Annotated in this window: 21 protein-coding genes and 1 riboswitch; of the genes, 8 read left to right on the top strand and 13 right to left on the bottom strand. The window is 70.8% G+C overall.

All coding sequences use genetic code 11. The features are described from left to right. Nucleotides 1-39 precede the first annotated feature (39 nt). Both O7610_RS12435 and O7610_RS12430 read left to right on the top strand, forming a co-directional pair. On the top strand, nucleotides 40-798 hold the full coding sequence (locus tag O7610_RS12435; RefSeq protein WP_281550911.1) for a S1 family peptidase: 759 nt from the start codon (nucleotides 40-42) through the stop codon (nucleotides 796-798). Between the two features lie 524 nt (nucleotides 799-1,322). Further along, on the top strand, nucleotides 1,323-2,621 hold the full coding sequence (locus O7610_RS12430; protein WP_281550910.1) for a hypothetical protein: 1,299 nt from the start codon (nucleotides 1,323-1,325) through the stop codon (nucleotides 2,619-2,621). A gap of 106 nt (nucleotides 2,622-2,727) precedes the next feature. Here the strand turns inward: O7610_RS12430 and O7610_RS12425 are convergent, their stop codons facing one another. Further along, nucleotides 2,728-3,144, bottom strand: a complete 417-nt coding sequence (locus O7610_RS12425; RefSeq protein ID WP_281550909.1) for a hypothetical protein — start codon at nucleotides 3,142-3,144, stop codon at nucleotides 2,728-2,730. Between the two features lie 176 nt (nucleotides 3,145-3,320). Next, on the bottom strand, nucleotides 3,321-3,758 hold the full coding sequence (locus tag O7610_RS12420) for a hypothetical protein (RefSeq protein ID WP_281550908.1): 438 nt from the start codon (nucleotides 3,756-3,758) through the stop codon (nucleotides 3,321-3,323). A gap of 205 nt (nucleotides 3,759-3,963) precedes the next feature. Here O7610_RS12420 and O7610_RS12415 point away from each other — a divergent pair, with 205 nt between their 5' ends. Then, a complete protein-coding gene (locus tag O7610_RS12415; protein ID WP_353850356.1) occupies nucleotides 3,964-4,353 on the top strand; it encodes a hypothetical protein in 390 nt (129 codons plus the stop codon). Nucleotides 4,354-4,433: 80 nt separating this feature from the next. On the opposite strand, the gene O7610_RS12410 is transcribed toward O7610_RS12415, so the two are convergent. Continuing rightward, the gene (locus O7610_RS12410) at nucleotides 4,434-4,829 is read right to left on the bottom strand and encodes a hypothetical protein (RefSeq protein ID WP_281550907.1); all 396 of its coding nucleotides are present in this window, start codon (nucleotides 4,827-4,829) and stop codon (nucleotides 4,434-4,436) included. A gap of 432 nt (nucleotides 4,830-5,261) precedes the next feature. On the opposite strand from O7610_RS12410, the gene O7610_RS12405 reads away from it, so the two are divergent. Next, nucleotides 5,262-5,621 (top strand): STAS domain-containing protein, encoded by a 360-nt coding sequence (locus tag O7610_RS12405; protein WP_281550906.1) that lies wholly within the window; start codon nucleotides 5,262-5,264, stop codon nucleotides 5,619-5,621. A gap of 127 nt (nucleotides 5,622-5,748) precedes the next feature. After that, the gene (locus O7610_RS12400; protein ID WP_281555656.1) at nucleotides 5,749-6,594 is read left to right on the top strand and encodes a serine/threonine-protein kinase; all 846 of its coding nucleotides are present in this window, start codon (nucleotides 5,749-5,751) and stop codon (nucleotides 6,592-6,594) included. Nucleotides 6,595-6,742: 148 nt separating this feature from the next. On the opposite strand, the gene O7610_RS12395 is transcribed toward O7610_RS12400, so the two are convergent. The 4 genes from O7610_RS12395 to O7610_RS12380 form a co-directional block, all read right to left on the bottom strand. After that, complete coding sequence (locus O7610_RS12395) at nucleotides 6,743-9,700, bottom strand: glycosyl hydrolase (protein WP_289213335.1); 2,958 nt, start codon at nucleotides 9,698-9,700, stop codon at nucleotides 6,743-6,745. 405 nt (nucleotides 9,701-10,105) lie between these two features. Next, entirely contained in the window at nucleotides 10,106-11,206 is a 1,101-nt protein-coding gene (locus tag O7610_RS12390; RefSeq protein WP_289213615.1) for a coiled-coil domain-containing protein, read from the bottom strand. A 67-nt stretch (nucleotides 11,207-11,273) separates the two neighbouring features. Continuing rightward, nucleotides 11,274-11,404: riboswitch (cyclic di-AMP (ydaO/yuaA leader) on the bottom strand. A 168-nt stretch (nucleotides 11,405-11,572) separates the two neighbouring features. After that, nucleotides 11,573-12,481: a cation diffusion facilitator family transporter gene (locus tag O7610_RS12385; protein ID WP_289213334.1), complete on the bottom strand. Its 909-nt coding sequence runs from the start codon at nucleotides 12,479-12,481 to the stop codon at nucleotides 11,573-11,575. A gap of 45 nt (nucleotides 12,482-12,526) precedes the next feature. Beyond that, entirely contained in the window at nucleotides 12,527-14,671 is a 2,145-nt protein-coding gene (locus O7610_RS12380; protein ID WP_289213333.1) for a HelD family protein, read from the bottom strand. A gap of 486 nt (nucleotides 14,672-15,157) precedes the next feature. Here O7610_RS12380 and O7610_RS12375 point away from each other — a divergent pair, with 486 nt between their 5' ends. Next, a complete protein-coding gene (locus O7610_RS12375; protein ID WP_281550902.1) occupies nucleotides 15,158-15,817 on the top strand; it encodes a carbonic anhydrase in 660 nt (219 codons plus the stop codon). 102 nt (nucleotides 15,818-15,919) lie between these two features. On the opposite strand, the gene O7610_RS12370 is transcribed toward O7610_RS12375, so the two are convergent. After that, nucleotides 15,920-16,249: a hypothetical protein gene (locus tag O7610_RS12370; RefSeq protein WP_278170518.1), complete on the bottom strand. Its 330-nt coding sequence runs from the start codon at nucleotides 16,247-16,249 to the stop codon at nucleotides 15,920-15,922. A gap of 409 nt (nucleotides 16,250-16,658) precedes the next feature. On the opposite strand from O7610_RS12370, the gene O7610_RS12365 reads away from it, so the two are divergent. Beyond that, nucleotides 16,659-17,150, top strand: coding sequence for a DUF3145 domain-containing protein (locus tag O7610_RS12365; protein ID WP_123602869.1), 492 nt, complete (start codon nucleotides 16,659-16,661; stop codon nucleotides 17,148-17,150). Nucleotides 17,151-17,247: 97 nt separating this feature from the next. Then, nucleotides 17,248-18,987 carry a glycoside hydrolase family 3 protein gene (locus tag O7610_RS12360; RefSeq protein WP_289213332.1) on the top strand — a complete coding sequence of 580 codons (1,740 nt, stop codon included), beginning with the start codon at nucleotides 17,248-17,250 and terminating at the stop codon, nucleotides 18,985-18,987. 104 nt (nucleotides 18,988-19,091) lie between these two features. Here O7610_RS12360 and fabF read toward each other — a convergent pair whose 3' ends face one another. From fabF to O7610_RS12335, 5 genes are all read right to left on the bottom strand, one after another. Beyond that, nucleotides 19,092-20,318 (bottom strand): beta-ketoacyl-ACP synthase II, encoded by a 1,227-nt coding sequence (gene fabF, locus O7610_RS12355; RefSeq protein ID WP_289213331.1) that lies wholly within the window; start codon nucleotides 20,316-20,318, stop codon nucleotides 19,092-19,094. After that, a complete protein-coding gene (locus O7610_RS12350) occupies nucleotides 20,315-20,554 on the bottom strand; it encodes an acyl carrier protein (RefSeq protein ID WP_123602866.1) in 240 nt (79 codons plus the stop codon). Before O7610_RS12350 ends, fabF begins: the two co-directional genes overlap by 4 nt. Nucleotides 20,555-20,641: 87 nt before the next feature. Then, entirely contained in the window at nucleotides 20,642-21,586 is a 945-nt protein-coding gene (locus tag O7610_RS12345; RefSeq protein ID WP_281550899.1) for a beta-ketoacyl-ACP synthase III, read from the bottom strand. A 38-nt stretch (nucleotides 21,587-21,624) separates the two neighbouring features. Further along, nucleotides 21,625-22,830, bottom strand: coding sequence for an acyltransferase domain-containing protein (locus tag O7610_RS12340; RefSeq protein WP_281550898.1), 1,206 nt, complete (start codon nucleotides 22,828-22,830; stop codon nucleotides 21,625-21,627). A 138-nt stretch (nucleotides 22,831-22,968) separates the two neighbouring features. Further along, nucleotides 22,969-24,171 carry a PucR family transcriptional regulator gene (locus tag O7610_RS12335; protein WP_281550897.1) on the bottom strand — a complete coding sequence of 401 codons (1,203 nt, stop codon included), beginning with the start codon at nucleotides 24,169-24,171 and terminating at the stop codon, nucleotides 22,969-22,971. Nucleotides 24,172-24,220 lie beyond the last annotated feature (49 nt).

Raw genomic sequence — 24,220 nt, 5'->3', positions numbered from 1 at the left:
GGTCGGCGCGTACCCCCCTGACGATGAGGACACCGCACGATGAAGGCACTCCCGCTCCTGTCCCGGATGCTGCTGGCCACCGGGTTCGTCGCCGCCAGCCTTGTGCTGCCGGCCACCACGGCGCAGGCCGCGCCGCCGTCCAGCACCGCCGACGAGATCGGCATCCTGGTGGTGAACGGCCGTCCGGCTACCGAGAACTACCCGTTCATGGTCTACACCTCTGGCTGCACCGGCTCCCTGATCAAGTCGAACTGGGTGGTCACCGCCAGGCACTGCCCGACCCCGAGCTCCGTACGGGTGGGCAGCGTCAACCGGACCAGCGGCGGCACGGTGGTCCGGGTGATCCGCGCGGTCAACCACCCGCGGATCGACGTCAAGCTGATGCAGCTGGCCAGCTCGGTCAGCTATGCTCCGGCACCGATCCCGACCGCCTCCGGGGCGGTCGGCACCGCCACCCGGATCATCGGCTGGGGCCAGACCTGCGCTCCCCGTGGCTGCGGCTCGGCCCCGACCGTCGCCCACGAGTTGGACACTTCGATCGTGGCGGACAGCCGGTGTCTCGGCATCGACGCCGGCTATGAGATCTGCACCAACAACACCAACGGAAACGCCGGTGCCTGCTACGGCGACTCTGGCGGTCCGCAGGTCCGGATGGTCTCCGGCCGGTGGTACCTGATCGGGGCCACCAGCCGCGCCGGCAACAACAACTCCACCTGTGCCACCGGCCCGTCAATCTACGGCGACCTGCCGTCGATCCGCTCCTGGATCGACACCCAGGTGGGCGGACTGCCTGCCTGACCCGTACCAGCCTGATCCCCTACCCTTTCGTGCGCCGCACCGGTCCGCCGGTGCGGCGCACCCCTGCGATCGCCCGGCGGGTGGATTTTCTCACTGCGGGATCGGCTCGACCCGGCGCGATTCCACTGAGTTCCCAGGTGGTCGCTTGCGGTACGTGATCCGTCTTGTCGGTCGAACGAGGTGAATACGGCCCGTGCCCGCCGGACGACCCTGAGCTGCCGAAACAAGATTCTTGAGCCGATGTTGAACCCGGCCCATTGACCGAAAGTATGATGTCGGCGGGTTGAGGGATGCCCGCCAATTTTCCACTAACCGTGAGACACCCCGGATACGGGATCGGGCTGCTTGACAGCCCAGAGATCTCACTTTTAGCGTGGCTTCCCGTAAACGTGGTGCGAACTCGTTCCGGCAATGGAAGTGGGCGTTTGAAGGCACCCGTTTGACCAGCCAGCAGAACACGGCTGCCCCACCGGACGACGCCTGTCAACCGCGCCGCCCTCGACGAGAAGGAGTAGGTAACCCCCATGTACAGGTCGGCACAACGGCGCAGTTCGACCCCGCGTGGCCGAAACCAGCGCACTGTCAGTGGCCGCAACAAACGCATCATCGCTGTCCTCGGTACGGTCACGGTGTTCGCGGGCATCGTCGCGGTCACTCAGGTCTCATCTGCCAACGACCAGCTGCGTACCGCCTCGGAGTGTGTGGCCCCGAGCCCTGGCTCCACTGCTGAAGGCGGCGTGACCACCACGGTGACCCAGGAGAACGGCCGCGAGGTGCGGCACCACTGGGGTGACGGACAGATCACGCTCGAGGAGTGTGAAAGCGGTACGACCCTCGTCGCGGCTCCGACCATCGAGTGCCCATCCGTAGTGGACAGTCTGCCGGAGGTCCCCGCTGCGGCGCGTACCGAGGTGGAGCGCAACCTCGGCCTGCTGGAGAACCAGATCGAGGAGGCTAACAACCGGCTCGCAAGTAGCGTAGGCGAGGGTGGGCCGAACTTCATCAACAACGCCATCCTCGGCCCGCTGGCCAGTAAGCGGGCCGCCACCCTGGACCGGATCGAGATCGCCATCGGCCGGGTCGCGCCGCGTCCGCGCGGGCTCGACGAGCTGGCCACCTGCGAACTCGTCAACCGCCCGGACAACAACGACGGTAACGACAACGACGGTAACGACAACGACGGTAACGACAACGACGGTAACGACAACGACGGTGGCGGAGACGAGGGCAACAACAACGACGGTAACGACAACGACGGCAACAACGACGGCGACAACGGGCTGGAGATTCTGGCCAACAGCTGTGACGACAGCAACCTGGACGACCACGACGGCTTCCAGGTCGGCAACCGCTGTATCGACACGCAGTTCGGTGAGGTCGGCGCGGCGGCCAACAACCCGTCGCTGCTGATCACCGAGTTCCCGGACGAGGTCGGCGTGGATGAGCCGTTCACCATCCGGGTCAGCACTCGTAACTTGGTCCGGGACCGTTTCCTCCCGGCGGCTCAGGGTGGCTACTACGTCGAGAGCTCGCTGCTCGACGAGCAGGGCCTGACCCGTGGTCACTTCCACACCGCGTGCCGGATGCTGCAGTCGACCGAGGTCGCGCCCGACCCGGCTCCGGCGCCGGAGTTCTTCGTGGCGACCGAGGACGGCGGCGGCGGTCGCGAGCCGGACCAGATCACCATCCAGGTCTCGGGAATGCCGCAGTCCGGTACCGCGCAGTGCTCCGTCTGGGCCGGTGACGGTTCGCACCGGCTGCCGATGTCGGAGCGGGCCAATCAGACGCCAGCCTTCGACTCGGTCCGGATCGAAGTGAACTGACCAACCTGGTAGCTCAACGATCTGCGGGCCCGGACTCCGAACGAGTCCGGGCCCGCAGCCGTTCCGGTCGTACGACGGTTCTGGGCTGATCAACAAAACCGGCCGGTCAGGAGAGGATCGCCAGGTGGAAGCCACGGTCGGCCAGTACTCCGGCGCTGGTGAAGGTCTGAATGAACACCCCGTTGGGGACGCCGGCCCGACCCACGACGGTGATCTCACCCGGTGCTGACGCGCCGAGGCTGCCGGACAGACCGATGCTGCCGACGTAGGCCGACCCGGTCAGGTTGTGGCTGAAGACTACCTGGTACGTGCCGGTGGCGAGACGGGTCGCGGAGACCGCGCCGAAGCCACGGGCCAGGCTGCCGTTCGCGTTGACGACTGCGAAGAAGCTCTGGGCGGTCGGCGGCATTCCGGACGTGGTGGCGGGGACCAGCGCGATGCTGGCCTGCTCCCGTTCGGTCTTGGACACCGGCGGCTGTTCGGTGATGCCGGCGTCGCGTTCTGCGCTGAATGACTCGGACATGGTGGGACTCCTCGCAGATTGGCATTCCGCGGCGTGGACGCGGGCTGCCGAAAGGGATGGAACCGGTGCCGTCCGCCGGGCCCGAGCAGAACGGCAAGTGACTTGAAGCTTATGCTTGACAGCGGAGAGTAACCAGCGTCTGGTCATGTCCAATCGAGGACAGGGTGCGTCTCCGGTCAGCGGGACTGCCCGGGGCCCGCGGCGAGCCGCCGGTCGAGCAGGGTGGCGAGCGGGATGGACTCGCCGTCGCGACCACCGGCACCGATCACCAGTCGTGGCTCCATCGGGGAGACGCGTGCGCCGGTCAGCCTGGACCGCAGGCTGGCCGGGACGGTCAACAGGTAGAGCTTCCCGTCCGTACCGACGGCCAGGGTGCGGTCCGATTTCAGATACCAGCCGTGCAGCCCGGTCCGGTACCGGCCCCGGCCGTGGTGTGGTCGGGCGGACAGGTTCTGCACGGCGATTCCGTGGTGCCGGGCGGTCGCGACGAAGTCAGCGAGCAGATCCGCGGCCTGCTGGGCCTCGCTGGCCCGGCGGCGCTGCTGGTCGGCCGCGTGGGCGGCGATTGCCTGCCGGCGCTGCCGCGCCCAGTCCTGCTGGTCCCGTTGCCCCACCGGGCCAGCCTACTGTCGACGCCGCCGCCCGGTGCGTACGTACCGTCGCCGATCATCGCCGGACGGGCCGGTGGTGGGGGTTTTTTTGTTTGCCGACCAAACTATTGACACCCTGTCGAGGAGTGTGTGAACGTCTGGAGATCGGCCGGTTGCGGGAGTCGGCAAGCCAGGAGAGGGGGCCTGGGCCACCCCCGGCGGTGGCTTCGTGCCGGGCATCGTCTTCAACGAGACCGAACCCGATCTCGTCTACGCCCGGACCGACATCGGCGGTGCCTACCGCTGGAACGAGGCCGTCCAGTCGCGGATCCCACTACTGGACTGGGTGGGCTGGGACCGCTGGGGCTGGAACGGTGTTCTCAGCCTGGCCACCGACCCGGTGCAGACCAACCGGCTGTACGCGGCAGTCGGCATGTACACCAACGACTGGGACCCGAACAACGGCGCGATCCTGCGCTCCACCGACAGAGGTGACACCTGGCAGGCGACCGAGTTGCCGTTCAAGGTCGGTCCCGGGGGCAGCACCACGCCGGGTTTCCTGGCCGACTGGACAGCGGGCAACGCAGTTCCGGCAGGGGTGAGCTGCGCCACGCACTGAGCCGGGTGGCGGGTCCATGACCAGGGCGGCGTCGATGTCGGTCGACGCCGCCCCGGCGGTCGTGCCGCGGCGGTGCCGGGTCACCGCCGCGGGGTACTGCCGGCCGGCTCGTCCACGTCGACGAACTCGATGCGGGCCTCGTCGGACCGCTCGCCGGGCCGGAGCACCGACCGGGTCATCGCCCCGGCCAGCCAGCCGAGGGCCACTCCGGCGGCCGCCGCACCGGCGAGCCACGCCCACGGCACGGCCCGGCGACGACCAGCGAGCGCGTCGACGGCCGCCCGCGCCCGGTGCCGCGCCTCCGCGCTGGCCGGGCCCATCCGCGCTCCGGTCTCGGTGGCGAGGTTCGAGGTGTGCCGGTGGGCCAGTCGAGCGGCGTCACCGGCGGAGTCGACCGCCGAGACCAGATGCGCCCAGGCCTGGTCGGTGATGCGTTGCGGCTTGCGGCGGTGCTCCATCAGGTTGGTCGCGAACATGCTGCTACCTCCTCCAGCGCCACGGCTGCCGGAAGCGCCCGGCGAGCCGTGGCGCGCTGCGGTTGCCTCCACGTGCCCAGCCCCGGTCGGCGGCAAACCCCCTTGTCGTCGTGCTGTTACGGCTGTCTTCTGTCGTACCGGACCGCTACTGTTGGGATGACAGCCGGCGCCGAGCCGGAGGCCGATGGGTACCCGAGGTTCGTGGTCGGCACCTCAGGCGCCCGTGCCGCAACGAATCGTGCCCCGGGTGTCCGTGCCGTAGCTCAGCGCGCAGGGGGCTATGATGCGGGTTGTCTGATTGTTAGCGATTATTGTGCCCGTCGGATGCGGATCCGGCCCGGCGAAAGCTGGCGGTGATGCCCGCACCGGAATACTCTCGGTCGCGGCCCGCGTACTGACGAGACGCCCGGATGGGCGAGTGGAGGTGCTCGCGTGAGCCTGTCGGTTGTCACATCGACGCTGCCTGGTGCAGTGGTTGAGATTTCACCACAGGGTGAGATCGACGTGGATACCGCGCACGAGGTGCGCGAAGCGGTGCAGGCGGTACTGACCAACGGCCGTCCGACCCGAATCCAGCTGAACATGCGGCTGGTGACGTTCATCGACTCGGTTGGCATCAGCGCAATGGTCGCCGGTTTCCAGGCGGCCGAGGTGAGCGGCATCAAGCTGGTGGTGACCGAGCCGAGCCGGTTCGTGCACCGTCAGTTGTGGGTGACCGGGCTGCTCGGCCTGTTCGGTGCTCCCGAGCCGTACGTCGGTGACGGCGCCGAGCGTGAGGTGCCGCTCTCCTGAGCTCGTGGTGCTCGGTGGCGGCAGGTCGCAGTTCGAACGGCTGATTAGGGTCGTGTTAACACCCGGCGGTAGATCTTGTCGGTAGCGCTGTCCTGCCGGAAAATGATCTATCGTGACATGGTTGCTGGTGGGTACCACCATTCTCCGGCGCTATGTCCTTCTTCGTCCGATCGGTCGCGGTGGGGTGTCGGTTGTCTACCAGGCGATCGACGTCGACTCGGCCCGGCCGTTCGCGGTCAAGTTGCTGGCACCGGCCGCCGCCGGCGACCGACGGGCCAGGGACGACATTCGCCGGGAAGCGTCGTTCACCCAGCGGCTGCGGCATCCCAGTGTGCCCCGCGTCTACGACGTCGGTGAACTGCCGCTACCCGGGGGCGGCACGTCGTCGTATGTCGTCATGGAGCTGATCTGCGGCGAGTCGCTGGCGGACCGGCTGACTGGCGGTCCATTGCCCTGGCCCACCGCGGTCCGCACCGCGGGGACCGCCGCAGACGTGCTGGCGGTGGCTCACCGGCGGGGCGTTGTGCATCGGGATCTCACCGCCGGCAACGTGATGTTGACCCGGTCCGGTGCCAAGATCATTGATTTCGGCCTGGCCCGGTTCGCGGATCCGCCGCCGGCCGGCCGTGCGTCGGGGACGGTGGCTGGCTCCGGCCGACCGGGCGACGACGTCTACTCCCTCGGCGTCTTGCTCTACCACATGCTGACCGGCCGGTTGCCGTACCTGGGGGTCGGCCCGGGGTCGCCGGCGACCGGCGTGCGGACAGGGGCCCTGGCTCCCACTCCGGTGCTGGCCGTCGCCGGGTTGCCGCGTCCCGTGGCCGATCTCTGTCGGGCCTGCATGAGCAAGCGTCCGGAGAACCGACCGACCAGTGTCGAGGCGGCGTTCGCGCTCTGGGACCTGCTCGGCGGCAGCCTCGGCAATAGCGGCTGCGACAGGGCGAGTGGCGGCGTTTTGTCCCAGTTATGTTAGTTGTCGGTCAATCTGGGGAATCGTGCAAAGTATGGCCGATGTCCGGGAAGTGGCTCCGCCGTCGCGGCACGTCCGGCATCGTCGACGGCGAGGACCCTTTCCCGGCGCCGAGCGTCGGGAAAGGGTTCCTCCTCCTTCAGCGGTCAGATCAGCCGATCCGGAACGGCACCCGCAGGGTCGACCGGCCGGTGTCGGCGCTCGTCGCGTCGACCCGAACCGTGGTCGCTGCATTACCGATGGCGTTCCACAGTTCCAGCCGGACGCACCCGTTGCTCATCGCCCGGAACTCTCCTGAGGCGGATCGCAGCCCGGCGCTCTGCCGGTAGGTCTCGGTGCCGGGCACCGGATCGGTGGCGAAGTAGTGGTACGTCTCGGTGCGGCCGTAGCTGCCGGAGCCGGTGAAGTCGTACGACACCCGGGCCTGGATACCCGCACCGACCGAGGTGCCCGCGTCCACCTGGAGGTCGAACGTGGTGGCTGCCGACCGGTACGCACCGGTCAACCCGCAGGCCCGGAAGGTGACCGGGTTGTGCGGCGTACCGTCGTAGTTCGCCCCGCCAGCCGACGGCACCGTGACCGTCGTCGCGTTCGTCCCGGCGGTGTTGCTCAGCACCCCGGCGGACCGCAGGTGGAACAGGTCCGAAGTGACCGGCGGGGTGGTCGGGTCCGGCGTGGGCGAGGCCGGCGGCGTGGGGGGCAGGCTCGGTGACGGGTTCGGGCTGGTCGGGGTGCCGGTGGCGGTGCCGCCGCTCCAGGTGTGCGCCCCGGTGGTGGCGGTCTGGCCGGCCGGCACGGTCATCCGGGTACCGTCGGAGAAGGTGACCGTGACCGGCGACGAGGTGAAGTTGCTCGCCACGTAGGTGCGGGCACCGTTGCGGTCGAACACCGCGTAAAGTGGAGTGTTCGCGGTGACGCCGGTGTCGACCCGACCCAACGCTGCCAGGTTGCGCACCCAGTGGAACGTGTGCGCCCGGCTCTCGCCCTCCTCGACCGGGTAGTTGGGGTTCGCCCGCAGATTGGTCAGGGCGGCGTTGGCGTCGCCGAGCGCCTGGAACGACCAGAGAATGTCCTGCCAGACCGTCGGCGGGCCGCCGTTGTTGGTGACCAGCGCGTTCCAGTTGGTGGCGATGTAGTCCGGCCGGTAGCCGAGGTAGAGCGAGCCACCGGTGACCGGCAGCATGTTGATGCCCTGGATCATCTCCGGCTCGGCGCTGAACCAGGTGGCGTAGGCCCCGCCGTCGCCCCAGACCATGCCCACCGACCGGTGCCCGAAGGAGGCCGGGAAGTTGGTGTCCGAGGAGTCGAACCAGTATTCCTGGATGGCCGCCGATTGAGTGGTGTAGATGTACAGTCCGGCGTCGCGGATCGCGGTGTTGCCGGTGGCCAGGCCCCACTGGATCAGGGCGTTGGCGAAGTTCATCCCCTCCGAGGATGACTCCTGGTTGTTGCCGGCGAAGAACGCTCCGTGCCCGGCGGCCCAGTCATGGCCGGCGTAGATGTCGAAGTCGCGCAGGAACGGGAACATCGGGTCGTTGCGGTCCCAGCTGTTGGCGTCGCGGATCAGCAGGTTGACCATGCCGCCGTACTGGCTGGTCGCCGCCCAGGTGGGGTCGAACTTGGCCAGCGTCGCGGCGGCGGCGATGTAGTAGCCGTAGTGGAAGTGATGGTCGTTGAGATCGGTGTCGGATCCGTACGAGGCGGGGTAGCCGACCAGAGTGCCCCACGCCTGGTCGTAGAAGAACACCCGTTGCGTCTTGCCTGGGCTGGCGGTGAACCAGTCGGTCAGCCGGTTCCGGATGGCGGTGAGCAAATGGTCGCGTTGGGCGGTGCGGCCGAGCTGGTCGGCGATCTCGGCCAGCCGGGCGGCCCGGCCGAGCGCCTTGCCGGTCCAGTAGGTGTCGTTGTCGAAGCCGGCGAGCGGGTCGCCGGACGCGGCCTGGTCCAGGTGCGCGGTGAGCGTGGCGAGGTCGGCACCGACGCTGGTGGCCACCGCTGGGACCTCCGGCAGTACGCCGTGGAAGCGCATCGCGGTCCGGAACGACGTCGCGCCGACCAGGTTGCGCATCGGACCGCGGGCCGACACGTAGGTCTCGGCGATCGGGCTGGCGCCGTCGAGGTGCTTCCACTGGTGCGGGTAGAGGGAGACGACCGTGCCGGTGGCGGAGCCCTCCCGGGCCGTGGTGGTGAAGCTGTAGGTGGCGTCGACCGTGCTGCTGGCCTGGTCGTAGCTCCAGCTGACCCGGGTGCCGGTGACGTGGGCGTGGGCGTACCGGCCGTAGCTGTCCATCAGCGCGGTGCGCCGGGCGGCGCTGGTGCCGGCGCCGGTCGGCAGCAGTGCGACGGAGAAGTAGCCGCGGCCGGCGAGGGTGGAGCTGATCGTGGTCCCGTTGACGGACCAGGTCGCTCCGCTGGGGCCGTAGGCGACGTAGTCGTGGCCGCGCATCGAGAAGCCGACCCGGGTGCCGCTGTGGTGCCAGACCGTCGGGGTGCCGGGGAACGACAGCTCGGCGTTGCCGCCGGTGACCTGGGCGTACACGAACGGCAGACCGTGGCCGACGGTGGCGCGTAGCGTGCGGGCGCCGTCGGACCAGTACGGGCTGACCGTCCAGTCGGTCCAGCCGTCGACCTTGACGTCCGGGGCGTTGAGCCCGGCGACGCCGAGGGTGAACTCTCGCGTGTACGGGTAGTGGTACTCGCCGACGCCGGTCGACGTACCGGAGATCGCCGCCTCGGTGGTGTAGGAGACGCCGAGCCCGCCAGCGGTCGGCTGGAACGACATCGGGTGGGCGTGCAGCGGGTCGGAGTAGGCGCAGTTGTACCGCTTGAACAGCAGCGACGACCACCAGTCGTTGGTCGGCACCGCCCCGGCCGGGGCGGTGCCCGTGACGTACTGCCGGGGGTTGGCGGAGATGTTTCCGCAGGCGGTCGGGGCGGCGGCGCCCGCCGGGCGGGTGGTGGTGTAGCTGCCGGCGCCGACGGTGGCGGCGTCGGCGGTGCGCAGTACGCCGAAGATCAGTCCGGTCGCGGCCAGCGCTGTCACGGTGGTGGCTGCCAGGATCCGGCGCGGCGTACGACCTGTTCGCGCGCCACGGATCGACAGGTTCATGGTGCCTCCGGGTCGGGTCGGGCGCGGTCCACGATCGCGAAAATTCGCGCCCGTCAACGAGTTATTGCCAGGAGGTCATCAGAGATGCGGGCTTCTGTCAATATCCCGACATGAAGTTTCGTGTATTCGGTACGGGGTCGTGGTGGTCTGTTGACAGCCGCGCCGGTGCTGCTGTAAACCTCTCGGTGAGAGCGCTCTCTCTCCTCATGGGCTGCATGTGCTCTGCGTGAGCCGAGTGCGACTGCATGGCGGTAGAGCGCTCTCGCGTGGTCGCCGGTGACCGTCGGCAAATATGCCGATCGGTCTGCCGCTGTTGCGCAAATGACTCCGTACGCTGATTCCGCCGCGAAAAGAAAACGGGGGCGGACGGCCACCGACGTGGCCGTCCGCCCCCGATCGCGGACGTCAGTACACCGACAGGTGTACGTGGTTGGTGTGGTCGCTGGACGGGTCGCCACCCGCACCGCTGTACGTCTTCCAGCCGCTGCTGGGCAGCCAGATCCGCTTGTACCAGATCACGTAGAGCACACCGAGCCGGTCGGCGTTGTTGATGTAGTAGTTCGCCAGGTTGTCGCCGTAGCTCTTGTCACCGCCGGTTGCCACTCCACCGAAGCCGTTGGGCTGGGCGGCGAAGTCACACGCCCGGCCCTTGGGGTGCTCGCCGGAGCTGCCGTTGCGGAAGCAGGACACGTAGCGGGTGAAGCCGGCAGCCTTCGCCTGGTTCAGGGCGTGCAGCGTACGGGGTGTGATGCAGCCGGAGGTGGTGGGGTCGTCGACGTTGCATGACTCGGCCGGCCAGGAGCCGTTCGCGTTGCGTGGTGCCGGAGTCGCCGACGCGCTGGATGACCCGGATCCCGACGACCCGGTGCCGGAGGATCCGGACCCCGACGACCCGGAGCCGGAGGATCCGCTGGCGGCGGCCTGCTCGGCCTCCTCCGCCGCCTGCTGCCTCGCCTGTTCCTCCGCCTGTTCCTCCGCCTGCTTCTCGGCGGCGACCGCGACGGCCAGGGCCCGCTCCGCCTGGTTCCGGCGCTGGTCCATGATGGTGACCTGCTTCTGCTGCTCCCGAATCTCATGCTCGATCGCAGCCTTGGACCTGGTTACCTGGTCACGGGTGCGGTACAGCTCGCGGAGCTGCTTCTCCTCGTTGGCGGTCACCGCGCTCAGCGCCGCCGCCCGGTCGACGAACCCTTCCGGTGAGGTGCTGTTGAGCAACGCGGAGACCGGGCCGAGCCTGCCGTTGCGGTACGCGCGGTCGACGATGTGTCCGACGTTCCTGTTCCGTTGCTCCAGCTCAGCACCGACCGTGGTGAGCTGCTCGGACAGCTTCTTCTGCCGGCCCTTCGAGTGGTTGAGCGCCGCCTTGGCGTCGATCCAGCCCTTGGAGGCCGCATCGAGCTCCTTGCGCAGGCTGTCGGTGCCTCCCTCGTTGTCGACCCGGTCGGGCCGGTTGGCGGGCAGGGCGGCTCCGGCCGGCGAGCCGATCGGGGTGCCGGTGACGGCCATCAGGGCGGCGGTCAACGCCGCCAATAACGCGAATCGGGTTTTTCTGTGGACTGTGCGCGACACTGTGCATTCCTTCCGTCAGCCGCCGACCGGGTTAGCTGACGGGTTCGGGACGGAAGATCCCTACCGCGTGACGCGGATGCACCCCAGGTACGTGGTTCCCCGGCTCGCCGTACGGCGATTAGGCGACGGCCTCCGCGGGCGCCGGAGGGGCGCCGCCCGAGCGGAGACCGGGGCCGAGACTACCGGTTCCTCGGGCTGCCGTCCCGGCATCGATAGGTCTGTTATATCCAGAAAAATCAGAAATATACGTAGATCGTAGTTGTCAACGTCGCGGTAAGGTCACGAAACTTAAGCATCTGCTAATCACCAGTCAGCCGGTCCGCAGGAGTCGGCGGGGGCCAGCGGCTCGATCTGCAGCGTCGCGTGCTCGATACCGAACTCGTCGTGCAGGGCCGCCCGGGCGTCCCGCAGTACCGTGCCGATCTCGGCTGACGGGGTCACGGCCAGGTGTGCCGAGGCCACCTCCATGCCCGGGGTGAGCGTCCAGACATGCAGGTCGTGCACGTCGCAGACGCCCGGCACAGCGGCCAGCCGGCTGCGAACCCGGTCGACCTCGACATGCTCCGGCGCCGCCTGCACCAGGATGCGCAGCGCGGCCCGCGCCAACCGCCAGGTACGCGGCAGGATGAACGCCCCGACACCGACGGCGACCAGCGGGTCCACGTACCACCAGCCGGTGGTGGCGATCACCGTGGCGGCCACCAGCACCCCCACCGAGCCGAGCAGGTCACCGAGCACCTCCAGGTAGGCGCCCCGTACGTTGAGGCTCTCCCTGGCCCCCTGGCGCAGCAGGGCGAAGGCGACGATGTTGGCGAGCAGTCCGGCGATCGCCACCACCAGCATCGGGCCGACCATCACCGGCTCCGGATCGGCGAACCGGCGAGCCGCCTCCACCAGAACGTAGAGTGCGACCCCGGCGAGCAGTACGGCGTTCGCCAGCGCGGCGAGCACCTCGAGGCGGTAGAGGCCGAAGGTGCGCTGCGGCTCCCCGGTCGGTCGTCGGGTCGCGGCGATCGCCGCGAGCGCCATACCGATGCCGAGTACGTCGGTGAACATGTGCCCGGCGTCGGACAGCAGTGCCAGGGAGCCGGTCGCCAGCGCGGTGACGGCCTCGACGACCATGAAGACCGCCAGCAGGGCGAAGGCGGCCCAGAGGCACCCGTAGTGTCGCTGGCCGGTGCTCCCGGCACAGTGATCGTGTCCGACTCCCACGCCTGCCACCCTCCGTTGCCCGGCGTCTCGTCGGCAGACTAATGCTCACATGGCAATATGTGCAATCGACTCCTGGTCGAGGTCGATGGTGACCAGCCGCTGGGTCGCCCGGGAGAGCGCGACGTAGAGCGTGCGCACCCCGGCCTCGGACTCGGCGCGGATCTCCTCGCCGGCCACCAGCACCACCGCGTCGTACTCCATGCCCTTCGCCTGCAGGCTCGACACCACCTGCAGCCGCGAGGTCGCCAACCCGCCGAGCCAGCCGGCGACCTCGTCGCGCCGGGTCACCGGGGCGATGACGCCGACCGTCCCCTCCACCGCCGCCAGCATCTCGGCGGTCGCGGCGCGGACGGCGGCCGGCAGCGCCGCCGCGGAGACCCGGTCCCGGCGCGGTGCCACCCCGGTCGCCCGGACCGCCGTCGGCAACGGGGCGTCCGGGGCGACCTCGCGGATCGCCCCGGCGGCCAGTTCGAAGATCTCCGCTGGGTTGCGGTAGTTCGTGGTCAGCTGGAACTCCCGCTGCGGTCGCCGCCCCAACGCGCGGTCCCGGGCCTGGGCGAGCTCGGCCGGATCCCCGGTCCACGCGGTCTGTGCCGGATCCCCGACCACCGTCCAGGAGGCCAGCCGGCCCCGGCGCCCGACCATCCGCCACTGCATCGGCGACACGTCCTGCGCCTCGTCGACCACCACGTGGGCGTACTCCCGGTAGTCGGCCGGCCGCTCCCGGGCGGTGACGCGGGCTGCCCGCTCCCGGTCGGCGAAGGTCGTCACCTCACGTACCCCGCCGGCCACCCGGAACGGATCCCGGTGCTTGCGGCGGGGCTGCGGCGGCCGGCCGAGCAGTTCGTCCAACTCGTCCAGCAGCGCCACGTCCGCGATCGTCGGTCCGTGGTCCACCAGGTCACCGAAGGCGTCGGACAGCACCGTGATCTCGGCCGGGTCGAGCACGCCTCGCGCGTACCGATGCAGCCGGCCCGGCCGGGCCAGCCAGCCCAGCACATGTCGCGGCAGCAGCCGGGGCCACCAGGCCCGCAGGAAGTCCCGGAAATCGTCCCGGTCCGACAACTCGTCCTCGAACTCGGCCTGGCCGGGCAGCCGGGCCGGGGCCACCAACTGCCGGGCCTGCGCCCACAGCGCCTCGAACAACCCGTCGATACCGGCCCGCCGGACCTCGTTGCGCCGGGCACCCCGGGGCAGCGCCCGGGCCCGGATGCCGTCCAGCTCCGGGCCGCGTAGCCGCAGCAACTGCCCCCGGTAGAGCAGACGTAGCTCGGTCGGCCCGTCCGGTACCGCGTCACGTACCGCCCGTTCCAGCACCCGCCGCATCCGTAGCGACCCCTTCAGCACGGCGACCGCCGCCGGATCCGTCCGGGTCGCCGACACCCCCGGCAGCAGCGACCCCAGCGACCTCAGGGTGGCGCTGTCCTCACCCAGGGCCGGCAGCACCGCGGCGATGTACTCGACGAAGACCCCGGTCGGGCCGACGACCAGGATGCCGCCGCCGGCGAACCGGCTCCGGTCCGAATAGAGCAGGTACGCCGCCCGGTGCAGCGCGACCGCGGTCTTGCCGGTGCCGGGGCCGCCCGAGACGATCGTCACCCCGGTGGCGGGCGACCGGATCGCCTGGTCCTGCTCCTGCTGGATGGTGGCCACGATGTCGCGCATCCCACGTCCCTTGGCCCGGGCCAGGGTGGCCAGCAGCGCACCGTCGCCGACCACCCGCATCCCGGCCGGCGCGGCCGCCGGATCCAGCAGGTCGTCGGAGACGCCGGTGACCCGCTCGCCCCGGGACTGGATGGTGCGCCGCCGCACCACGCCCTGCGGTCGGGCCGGCGTCGCCTGGTAGAACGCGGCGGCGGCCGGGGCGCGCCAGTCGACCAGCAGCGGCTCGGCCCGCTCGCCGCGCACCCCGAGCCGACCCACGTACAGCACCGCGCCGTCGCGTAGATCGAGCCGGCCGAACACCAGCCCTTCGTGCTCGGCGTCGAGCAGATGCCGCCGCCGGGCCGCGTGGAAGACCATCGCGTCGCGCTCCACCAGGGCGCCGACGTTGCCCACCCGGGCAAGGCGGTAGCCGTCCCGCTCGGCGCGTACCGCGTCCTGGCGTAGCTGCGCCAACCGGGCGTACACCCGGTCGACGTGCCGCTGCTCGGCGGCGATCTCCTGGTCCAGCGTGGTGGCGTCGGTCAACGCTGCGGCTCCTGGGCGAGGGCGGGCCAGCCGGGGCAGGGCGGCCGGTCCGCCGGCGGACGGTCACGGCGCCGGGCGGCGACGACGGAGCGTGGTGCCCCCGTCAGATGGTCCGACCCGGCAGCCTTACGACGTTACCGTCCGCGCGCCAACCCGGCGCCGGCTCCCAGGGCGCCGGCGAACCTCGATCCGCCTCAGCAGGGGGCCGCCCGGCGAAGGTGGTCACCAGGTACGGCCGCCCTGCCGAGCACCTCGACGAGGGCGGCCGGCACCCGGTCCGGTCGTTGCCGCTCGACCGCCCGCGCAGCACCGCTCCGTCCGGCAGCCGGACGCTGAACTCCTGAGGCCTGCCCACCGAGTCACCTCCGCCCGTGTCGCTGGCGGTCCCGACTGGGACGTACCCCGGTAGGTCGGATCTGGAACCAGCACGGTGAGAAGACTCGCAACTGCCTTCCCGACCGGCCAGTAGCACGCCACGCTGCAACCATGTCGTCACCGTCGTTCCCGATGCCGGATTCCCGGGCACCGCGTCCGTCCGGCCCGCCACCACCCGATCACCCCGGCCCGGCCGAGGCGCTGGCCGAGCTGCTGGCCGGCAACCAGCGCTTCGTCACCGGACGACCACGGCACGGTCACGACGTGTCGGCAGCTGCCGCCAGCGCGGCGCTCGGCGAGCAGTATCCGATCGCGTTCGTGCTCGGTTGCATCGACTCGCGGGTGCCACTGGAAGCAATCTTCGACCAGAACTTCGGCTCGATCTGCGTCGGGCGGTCCGGCGCCCAGGTGCTGGACCAGGCGATCATCGGGTCGATCGAGTTCGCCGTCGGCGCGTTGGGTGTGCCGTTGGTCATCGTGCTCGGACACGAGCGGTGCGGGGCGGTGGCATCGACCATCAGCGCGCAACGCACGGGTAGCCGCCCGACCGGCAGCATCGGGTACCTGGTCGAGCAGATCGCTCCGGCGGTGACCGAGGTCGGTGTCGGGCACCCGGACGTGCAGCCCCTCGCGGTACGGGCCCACGTGCGGCGGACCGTGCAGCGGCTCCGGCAGGTGGAGTTGCTCGCCGCGGCGCTCGCGGACGGGCGGATCGACGTCACCGGCGGGGTCTACGACCTCGGAAACGGCCAGGTGGAACTGCTCAACTGAGCAGCGCGGCCGCCAACACCAGCGACGGAAACGGCCCCGTCGGGCGTGCCGCCCGGCGGGGCCGGTCCAGGTCCGGGTCGTCGTCGATCCGTCAGATCATGCTCAGGCCTCGAAGACCCCGGCCTCGACGAGCCGCTTCTCGGTCAGCTCCCAGCCGTGACCCGGGTGGGCGGCCGCCAGCGCGTTGATCTCCAACCGGATCTTCGCGGCGTGGCCGGCACCGGCCAGCGACCGGATCTCCTCCACGAACGCGTCCGAGTCGGTCCGCAGGTGAGCGGTCTTCCCGTTGGTGAGGTTGCGGACATAGGCGTGCTTGCCGCCGTTGAGCGGGATCAGGTACTTGAACTCGCCGAGGACGCTCAGGGCACCACCCTGACCGGCCTGGCCGGCGCGGACTGACGCGCGCGCGGTCTTGGAGGTGTTGCTCGCCACGGGGGGACTCCCTTGCAGGACTGACGGTACGGACAGGACTGGCGGTACTGGCAAAGCTGGTGGTACTGGCAACACTGGTGATACGGACGGAACTGGCGGTACGACGGATCACACGAACGGGTTCGCCGGGTGTCGGGCATACGCCGCCCTCATCTTACCGGACGGCCGGCCGCAGACCGGCTGGCCACCTCGATCTCGGCCCTGGCTTCCGGCCGACCAGCAGGGACAACGACGCACCCGTGGCTGTCATTCCCAGCGGCGGAGCGGACCCGGGAGCCGGGCGGCGACAATTTTTCGACCAGTTTGCCGATTCACTGGCGCACCACCCGTCACAACAGTCATCATTGGTCACACCGCCCGGTGGTCGAGGTCGTAGGGGAAGACGCACCTCGCTCTCCGGGAGGTCACCGTGCCAACGCGTGGCGTCGTATACGTCCACTCGACCCCGCTCGCCGTGTGCCCTCACGTCGAATGGGCGATATCGCGCGTCCTCGTCGCGCCGGTCAACCTGCACTGGACCGCTCAGCCGCTCGATCCGAACGGCCGGCGTGCCGAGTGCAGCTGGACCGGTCGGGCGGGGACCGGGGCTGAGCTGGCCGCTGCCCTACGGCAGTGGCCGATGACCCGTTTCGAAGTCACCGAGGAACCCAGCCCGGGCGCCGACGGCGAGCGGTTCATGCACGTACCCGGTCGCGGCCTGTTCCGGGCCACTATCGGGGCAGCCGGTGACATCCAGCTCGGTGAGGACCGGATCCGGGCGATCATTGCGGCGTCGCCGGCTCCCGAAGCGATTGCGCACGCCCTCGACAAGGCGATGGGCACCGCCTGGGACACCGAACTCGAGCCGTACCGGCACGCCGGTGAAGGAGCGCCGGTGACCCTGCTCACCCGGGTGGGCTGATCCGGGTCACCCGGGTGGGCTGATCCGGCCGGGTGAGCCGGGCGCGGAAGCTGCGCCAGCCGGGCACGGGTTGCCGCCGCGACCGTAGCCTGATGGGATGGCCGGTGTGCTCCCCTCACCCCGCGTAACAATCGCCTCCGTTCTGCTGGCCGTCCTCGGCGTCACGAGCGGCTGCGCCGGACCCGGCGACCGTCCTGAAGCCAGCACTCCCAGCAGCCCGGAAGGCCCTTCCAGCGAGCCGAAAGCCAGCCCTGCCGCATCGCCGGCCGCCCGGTTGGTCGCGACTCTCAGTGACGAGGACCTGGTCGGTCAGGTGCTGATGCCGTACGCGTACGGAGCGTCCGCGACCGAGGTCTCACCGGGGTCGGCGGCCGGTAACCAGCAGCTCGCCGGAGTCGACACGCCGGCCGAGATGATCGACCGTTACCGGGTCGGCGGCCTGATCCTGGTCGGCTTCTCGGCCGACGACCCGACCGGCAGCAACCAACCCACCACCAACGTCGACAGCACCACCCAGGTGCGGGAGCTGACCACCGGGCTGCAGGACGCCGCCGGGCGGTTGCCCGCCGCCGCGCTGCCCGACGGCGTCGGCGAGCTGCCACTGCTGATCGGCACCGACCAGGAGTTCGGCATCGTCACCCGGATCAACCAGGGGGTGACGTTGCTGCCCAGCGCGATGGCGGCCGGTGCGGCCGGGCAGCCGGAGCTGACCGAGGCGGCCTGGCGGGCGGCCGGTACCGAACTCGCGGCGCTCGGCGTCAACGTCGACTTCGCACCGGTCGCCGACGTCCTCGGGGTGAACAGCACGGTGATCGGCTCCCGGTCGTACGGCGCCGACCCGGACGCGGCGGCCGGACAGGTCGCCGCCGCCGTCCGTGGCCTGCAGACGGCCGGCGTCGCGGCCACCCTCAAGCACTTTCCGGGGCATGGCCACACCGCTGTCGACTCCCACGGCGACCTGCCCGTGCTCGACCAGGACCGGAACGCTCTCGCCGCCGCCGACCTGCCGCCGTTCGTGGCCGGCATCGACGCCGGCGCCGGCCTGGTGATGTCCGGACACCTGGACGTCGCCGCGGTCGACCCAGGGGTGGCGGCGACGTTCTCCCGCAAGGTCCTCACCGACCTGCTCCGCGGCGAACTCGGCTTCGACGGGGTGGTGGTCACCGACGGGATGAACATGGCTCCGGCCCGCGCGTTGTCGCCCGGCGACGCGGCCGTCGCGGCGATCAACGCCGGTAACGACCTGATCCTCATGCCGCCGGACGTGACGGCCGCGTACGAGGGTCTGCTCGCCGCGCTGCTCGACGGGTCACTGCCCCGGGCGCGACTCGTGCAGGCGGTCACCCGGGTGCTGACCCTCAAACAGCGGCTCGCCGAGGAGACCACCCCGCCGATGACGGTGCTCGGCGCCGAAGACCACTACGCCGCCGCGCGGCGGTTGGCCGCTGCCGCCGTCACCCAGGTGCGTGGGGACTGCGCCGGGGTCGACGGGCCGGTGACCGTCACCGCCTCGGGTGGCCGGGAGCGTACCCGGGCGCTGTTGATCGAGGAGCTGCGCGCCGCCGGGGCCGAGGTGGTCGGCCAGGGCGGTACGGTCGTGCACCTGGTCGGCTACGGCGACGGCCCGTCCGACCTGAACGTCAACGCAGCGGTGACCGTTGCCATGGACACCCCGTACCTGCTCGCCGAGGCCCGGTCCGCGACGCTGCTGGCCACCTACTCGTCGAGCCCGGCGGCGATGTCCGCGCTGGCCGACGTGCTGCGGGGTGCCGTACCGGCACCCGGCCGGTTGCCGGTGCCGGTGTCCGGCCTGCCTGCCACCAGTTGCACCGGGTGACCACGCGCGTCGACCAGACGCCGACGGCGCTCCGGCCCGGCCGGGCCGGAGCGCCGTCGGCAGGGCCGGAGCCCTGTCTGTTGTCGTCGTGACCCGGTCGGCTCTCAGACCCGGGTGAAGACGAGCGCGACGTTGTGTCCGCCGAAGCCGAACGAGTTGTTCAACGCGGCGGGTACGTCCATCGGTCGGGCCTTCTGCGCTGCCACGTCGAGGTCGAGCTGGTCGTCCGGGTCGTCCAGGTTGATCGTCGGCGGGACGACGCTGTCGCGGATCGCCAGGATGGTGGCGATCGACTCCAGCGCGCCGGCCGCGCCCAGCAGATGGCCGGACATCGACTTGGTCGCGGTCAGCACCGGGTGGTCGCCGATCGCCTCGCGCAGCGCCACCAGCTCGGCGAGGTCGCCGGCCGGGGTCGAGGTGGCGTGCGCGTTGACGTGCACGATGTCGCCGCCGGACACCCCGGAGTCGGCGAGGGCCAGCCGGATCGCCCGGGCCGCGCCGAGCCCTTCGGGATGCGGCTGCACCATGTCGTAGCCGTCGGAGGTGAGCCCGGCGCCGGCGAGCCGGGCGTACACCCGGGCGCCGCGGGCCGCCGCGTGCTCGGCCCGTTCCAGCACCACGACGCCGGCACCCTCACCGAGGACGAACCCGTCGCGGCCCTTGTCCCACGGTCGCGACGCCCGTTCCGGGTCGTCGTTGCGGGTGGACATGGCCCGCATCGCGGCGAAACCGGCGATCGGCAGGCCGTGTACCACGGCCTCGGTGCCACCGGCCATCACCAGGTCGGCCCGGCCGGCCCGGATCATGTCCAGGCCGAGCGCGATCGCCTCCGCGCCGGTCGCGCAGGCGCTGGCGACCGAGTGGACGCCGGCCTGCGCGCCGAACTCCAACCCGACCCAGGCGGCCGGGCCGTTGGGCATCAGCATCGGTACGGTGTGCGGCGACACCCGGCGCGGCCCGGAGGCTTCCAGGATGTCGTCCTGGGCGAGCAGGGTGAGTGCGCCGCCGATGCCGGAACCGATGCTGACGCCGAGCCGTTCCCGGTCGACGCCGGCGTCGCCCAGCCCAGCGTCCGTCCACGCCTCACCTGCGGCGATCAGCGCGATCGCCTCGGATCGGTCCAGCCGGCGCAGCTTGACCCGGTCCAACCGTTCGGCGGGTTCGGACGCCAACTCGGCGGCGATCCGGACCGGCAGCTGCGCGGCCCAGTCGTGGGTGAGCTTGTCGACTCCGGACTTGCCGTTGAGCATGGCATCCCAGGTCGCCGCGACGTCCCCGCCGAGCGGGGTCGTCGCGCCGAGCCCGGTGACGACGACGTCGACCATCGTCACGCCTGCGTCTCGATGTAGGCGACCGCGTCGCCGACGGTCTTGAGGTTCTGCACCTCGTTGTCCGGGATCTTCACGCCGAACTTCTCCTCGGCGGCCACCACGACCTCGACCATGGAGAGCGAGTCGACGTCCAGGTCATCGGTGAACGACTTGTCGCCGGCCACGTCGTCCGGGTTGACCCCGGCGACCTCTTCGAGGATCTCGGCGAGGCCAGCGGTGATCTCGTCACGGGTCATGGGTTTCTACTTTCCTCTCGGTTGAACCAATGATGCCTGCCGGGTCGGCGGGCGGCCCCGCTCCACCTCGGAGCGGGCGGTAGGAGCTTACGGGCAGCGGACGACCTGCCCGGCGTAGGTGAGTCCACCGCCGAAGCCGAACAGCAGCACCGGGGCGCCGGACGGGATCTCCCGCCGCTCGACCAGCTTCGACAGCGCCAACGGCACGCTGGCCGCCGAGGTGTTGCCGGACTCGACGATGTCCTTTGCGACGATCGCGTCGGGCATCCCGAGCCGCTTGGCGATGCCGTCGATGATCCGGGCGTTCGCCTGGTGGGGAACGAAGGCGGCGATCTCCGTCGGGTCGACCCCGGCGCGCTCGCAGGCCTGCAGGGCCAACGGGGCAAGCGCGGTGGTCGCCCACCGGAACACCGACTGACCCTCCTGCTCGATGTACGGCCGCCAGCCCTCGATGCGTACCGCGTCGCTCTTGTCCGGGACCGAGCCCCAGACCACCGGTCCGATCCCGGCCGGCTCGTTGCCGCCGGTGGCGGTGACCACCGCGGCGCCGGCGCCGTCACCGAAGATGATGCAGGTGGAGCGGTCGGTCCAGTTGGTGAAATCGGAGAGCTTCTCCGCGCCGATGACCAGGGCGTTGCGTGCGGCACCGGCCCGTACGGCGTGGTCGACGGTGCCGAGCGCGTAGCTGAAGCCCGAACAGGCGGTGTTGATGTCGTACGCACCCGGGGCGGCGATGCCGAGCCGGGCCGCGACCCGGCAGGCGACGTTCGGGCTGCGGTCGATGGCGGTGCAGGTCGCCACCACCACCAGGTCGATGTCGGCCGCGGTCAGGCCGGCGTTGGCCAGCGCCTTCTCGGCCGCCGCCGAGGCCATGTCGGCGACGGTCTCCGAGTCGGCGATTCGGCGGGTGACGACACCGACACGGTCCCGGATCCAGGCGTCGTTGGTATTCACCAGTTGGGCGAGTTCGTCGTTGGTGACCACCCGGGAGGGCTGGTAGTGCCCGAGTGCCACGATCTGTGATCCGGTCATGTTGCTGCCTTTCCCGGCGCGCTGTCGGGGGTGCGCGCTCACAGTGCGGAACCGCTGATCCGGGCCAGCGGCTGGCCCGGTGCGACCGGGTCGTCGTGGTGGGCGAGCCATTCGGTGAGCACGCCGGCGTCGTGCGCGGCGACCTCGACCGGACCCTGCCGGGTGGTGACGTGTCCGATGATCTGACCGCCGGTGAGCGGATCGCCCTCGGCGAGTCCGGCAGCCGGTTCGAAGGTGCCGGCGCTGGCCGACACGACGACCCGGAACTGCCTGGTGGGCTCGGAACTGGGGGCCATCCCGTGTCGGGCGATCAACGCCCGCGCCGCAGGCAGGTCGTCCGGGGTCTTCACGGTGACGATCTCCGGCACGCCACGGTCCTTGAACTCCCGCTTGACCAGACCGGCGAGGGTGCCGGCCGGTGGCAGCTCCAGTACTCCGGTGACACCGAGATTCGCCAGGGTGTGCATGCACAGGTCCCAGCGCACCGGTGCGGTCACCTGCCGGACGAGGCGTTGCAGCAGCTCCCGGCCGTGGTTGACGGCATCGCCATCCAGGTTGGACAGCAGGATCCGGTTGGGGTCGGCCGGGATGATCCCGGCGGCGACGCTCGCGAGCGCCTGCTCGGCCGGGGCCATGTACGGGGTGTGGAACGCCCCGGCTACCTGCAGCGTCGCCACCCGGGCCCGGGCCGGCGGCTCGGCGACGAACTTCTCCAGCTGGCCGGTGGCTCCGGCCACCACGATCTGACCGGCTCCGTTGTGGTTCGCCGGGTGTAGTCCGTGGCGGTCGATCGCGGCCAGCACCTCGTCCCGGTCGCCGCCGAGTACGGCGGCCATCCCGGAGGGTTCCAGCGCGCACGCGGCGGCCATTTCCCGGCCCCGGACCGCGGCCAGCGTGATGGCCGACTCGGCGGGCAGCACCCCGGCCAGCGATGCAGCGGCGAGTTCGCCGACGCTGTGACCGGCGACGACGGCGACGTCGTAGAGCCCGCCCCGGCGGTGCCCGGCCGGTGATCCGCCAGGCAGGTGCTCGGCGGCGAGCAGGGCCGCGGCGACCAGCAGCGGCTGGGTGCGAGCGGTGTCCTTGATCTCGTCGGCGTCGGCGGTGGTGCCGAGGTGCACCAGGTCGACCCCGGCGAGCGCGGACCACCACCGCAGACGGGCCTCGGCGCCGGGCAGGTCGAGCCACGGGGTGAGGAAGCCGGGCTTCTGGGACCCCTGGCCGGGGGAGAGAACAGCGAGCACGGCTATGACTCTTCCTGATACCCACGGGTCACTTGGGTGCGCTGAGATACCAATCCGCACTACCGTCGTTGGAGGATTCCTACAAAGATCGTCGGATGTGCACGTCTTTTGCCCGCACATGTTGCTTTGGAAGTGCGTTCAGTCGGGCGAGGCCCGCAACAGCGGCGGGGGATCCAACCGGCCGATCGCCAGGGCCATCTGCAGCGCGTACGCGTCGCGGGCGGCGAACGGCGACAGTCCGGTCACTTCACCGATGCGCCGCAGTCGGTAACGCACCGTGTTCGGGTGGACGAACAGTGCCCGCGCGGTCGCCTCCAGCACGGCCCCGGCGGCGAAGAACGCGTCCAGGGTCTCCAGCAGCTCCCCGCCGGCACGGACCAGGGTCCCGTACACGTCGCGGCGCAGCCGACGGCGGGCCTCGGGATCACCGGCGAGGGCCCGCTCCGGCAGCAGATCGGTCGCCGCGACCGGGCGGGGCGCCGCCGGCCAGGCCGGTGCCGCCCGGTACCCGGCCAGCGCTGCCCGGGCCGACTCGGTCGCCTCGTCCAGGCTGGCCACCATCGGCCCGACCACCACCGGGCCGGCGCCGAACGCGTCCAGCAGTTTGCCGGTCGCCGCCGCCGGATCGGCCGCGCCGCCCAGTACCACCACCAGCCGGTCGTTGTGCACCCCGCCGATCGTCTCCACCCCGATCCGCCTGGCTGCCCGGTAGACGATCTGCAGGACCGCGGTGACCTCGCCGCCCGGGGACCGCCCGACCACCACCGACACCGGCGAGGCATCGGTCCAGCCCAGCGCGGCGGCCCTGCTGGCCAGCACGTCCGACGAGTCGCCGCGCAGCAGGGCGTCGACCAGCAGCGCCTGCAGCCGGGCATCCCACGCGCCGCGCGACTCCGCCGCCCGCGCGTACACCCGGGCGGCGGCGAAGGCGATCTCCCGGGAGAACCGCAGCACCGCCTCGCGTAGCAGCGACTCCTCGCCGGTCGCCGCCAGGTGCGGCACCTGCGCCTCGACCACGTCGATGGTGACCTTGATCAGGGCGACCGTGTGCTGCAGGCTGATCGACCGGGCCAGCGCCCGCGGCGCGGCGGCGAAGACCTCGTCGGAGACCTCCTGCGGGCTGCCGCTCGCGCCGCCACCGTCGCGCAGCCACTCCACCAGGGACCGTACGCCGGCCTGAGCGATCAGCATCACCCAGGAACGCTGGTCGGCGGGCAGCTCACGGAACCAGGGCAGGGTCTCGTCCATCCGGGCCACGCTCGCGGTCGCCAGCGCCCCGGCCGACCGCTCGATACGACGCAGGGTCGCGGTGAGCCCGGCGTCGTTGCGCTTGGTCGCCACCCCGTCAGGGTGTCACGGCCAGCGGGCAGGACCGCGCCGACCGTGCCAA

Source organism: Solwaraspora sp. WMMA2065, from assembly GCF_030345075.1.
Classification (GTDB): domain Bacteria; phylum Actinomycetota; class Actinomycetes; order Mycobacteriales; family Micromonosporaceae; genus Micromonospora_E.
Note: the sequence above shows the minus strand (reverse complement) of the source record. Positions and strands in the feature narration are given on the sequence as shown.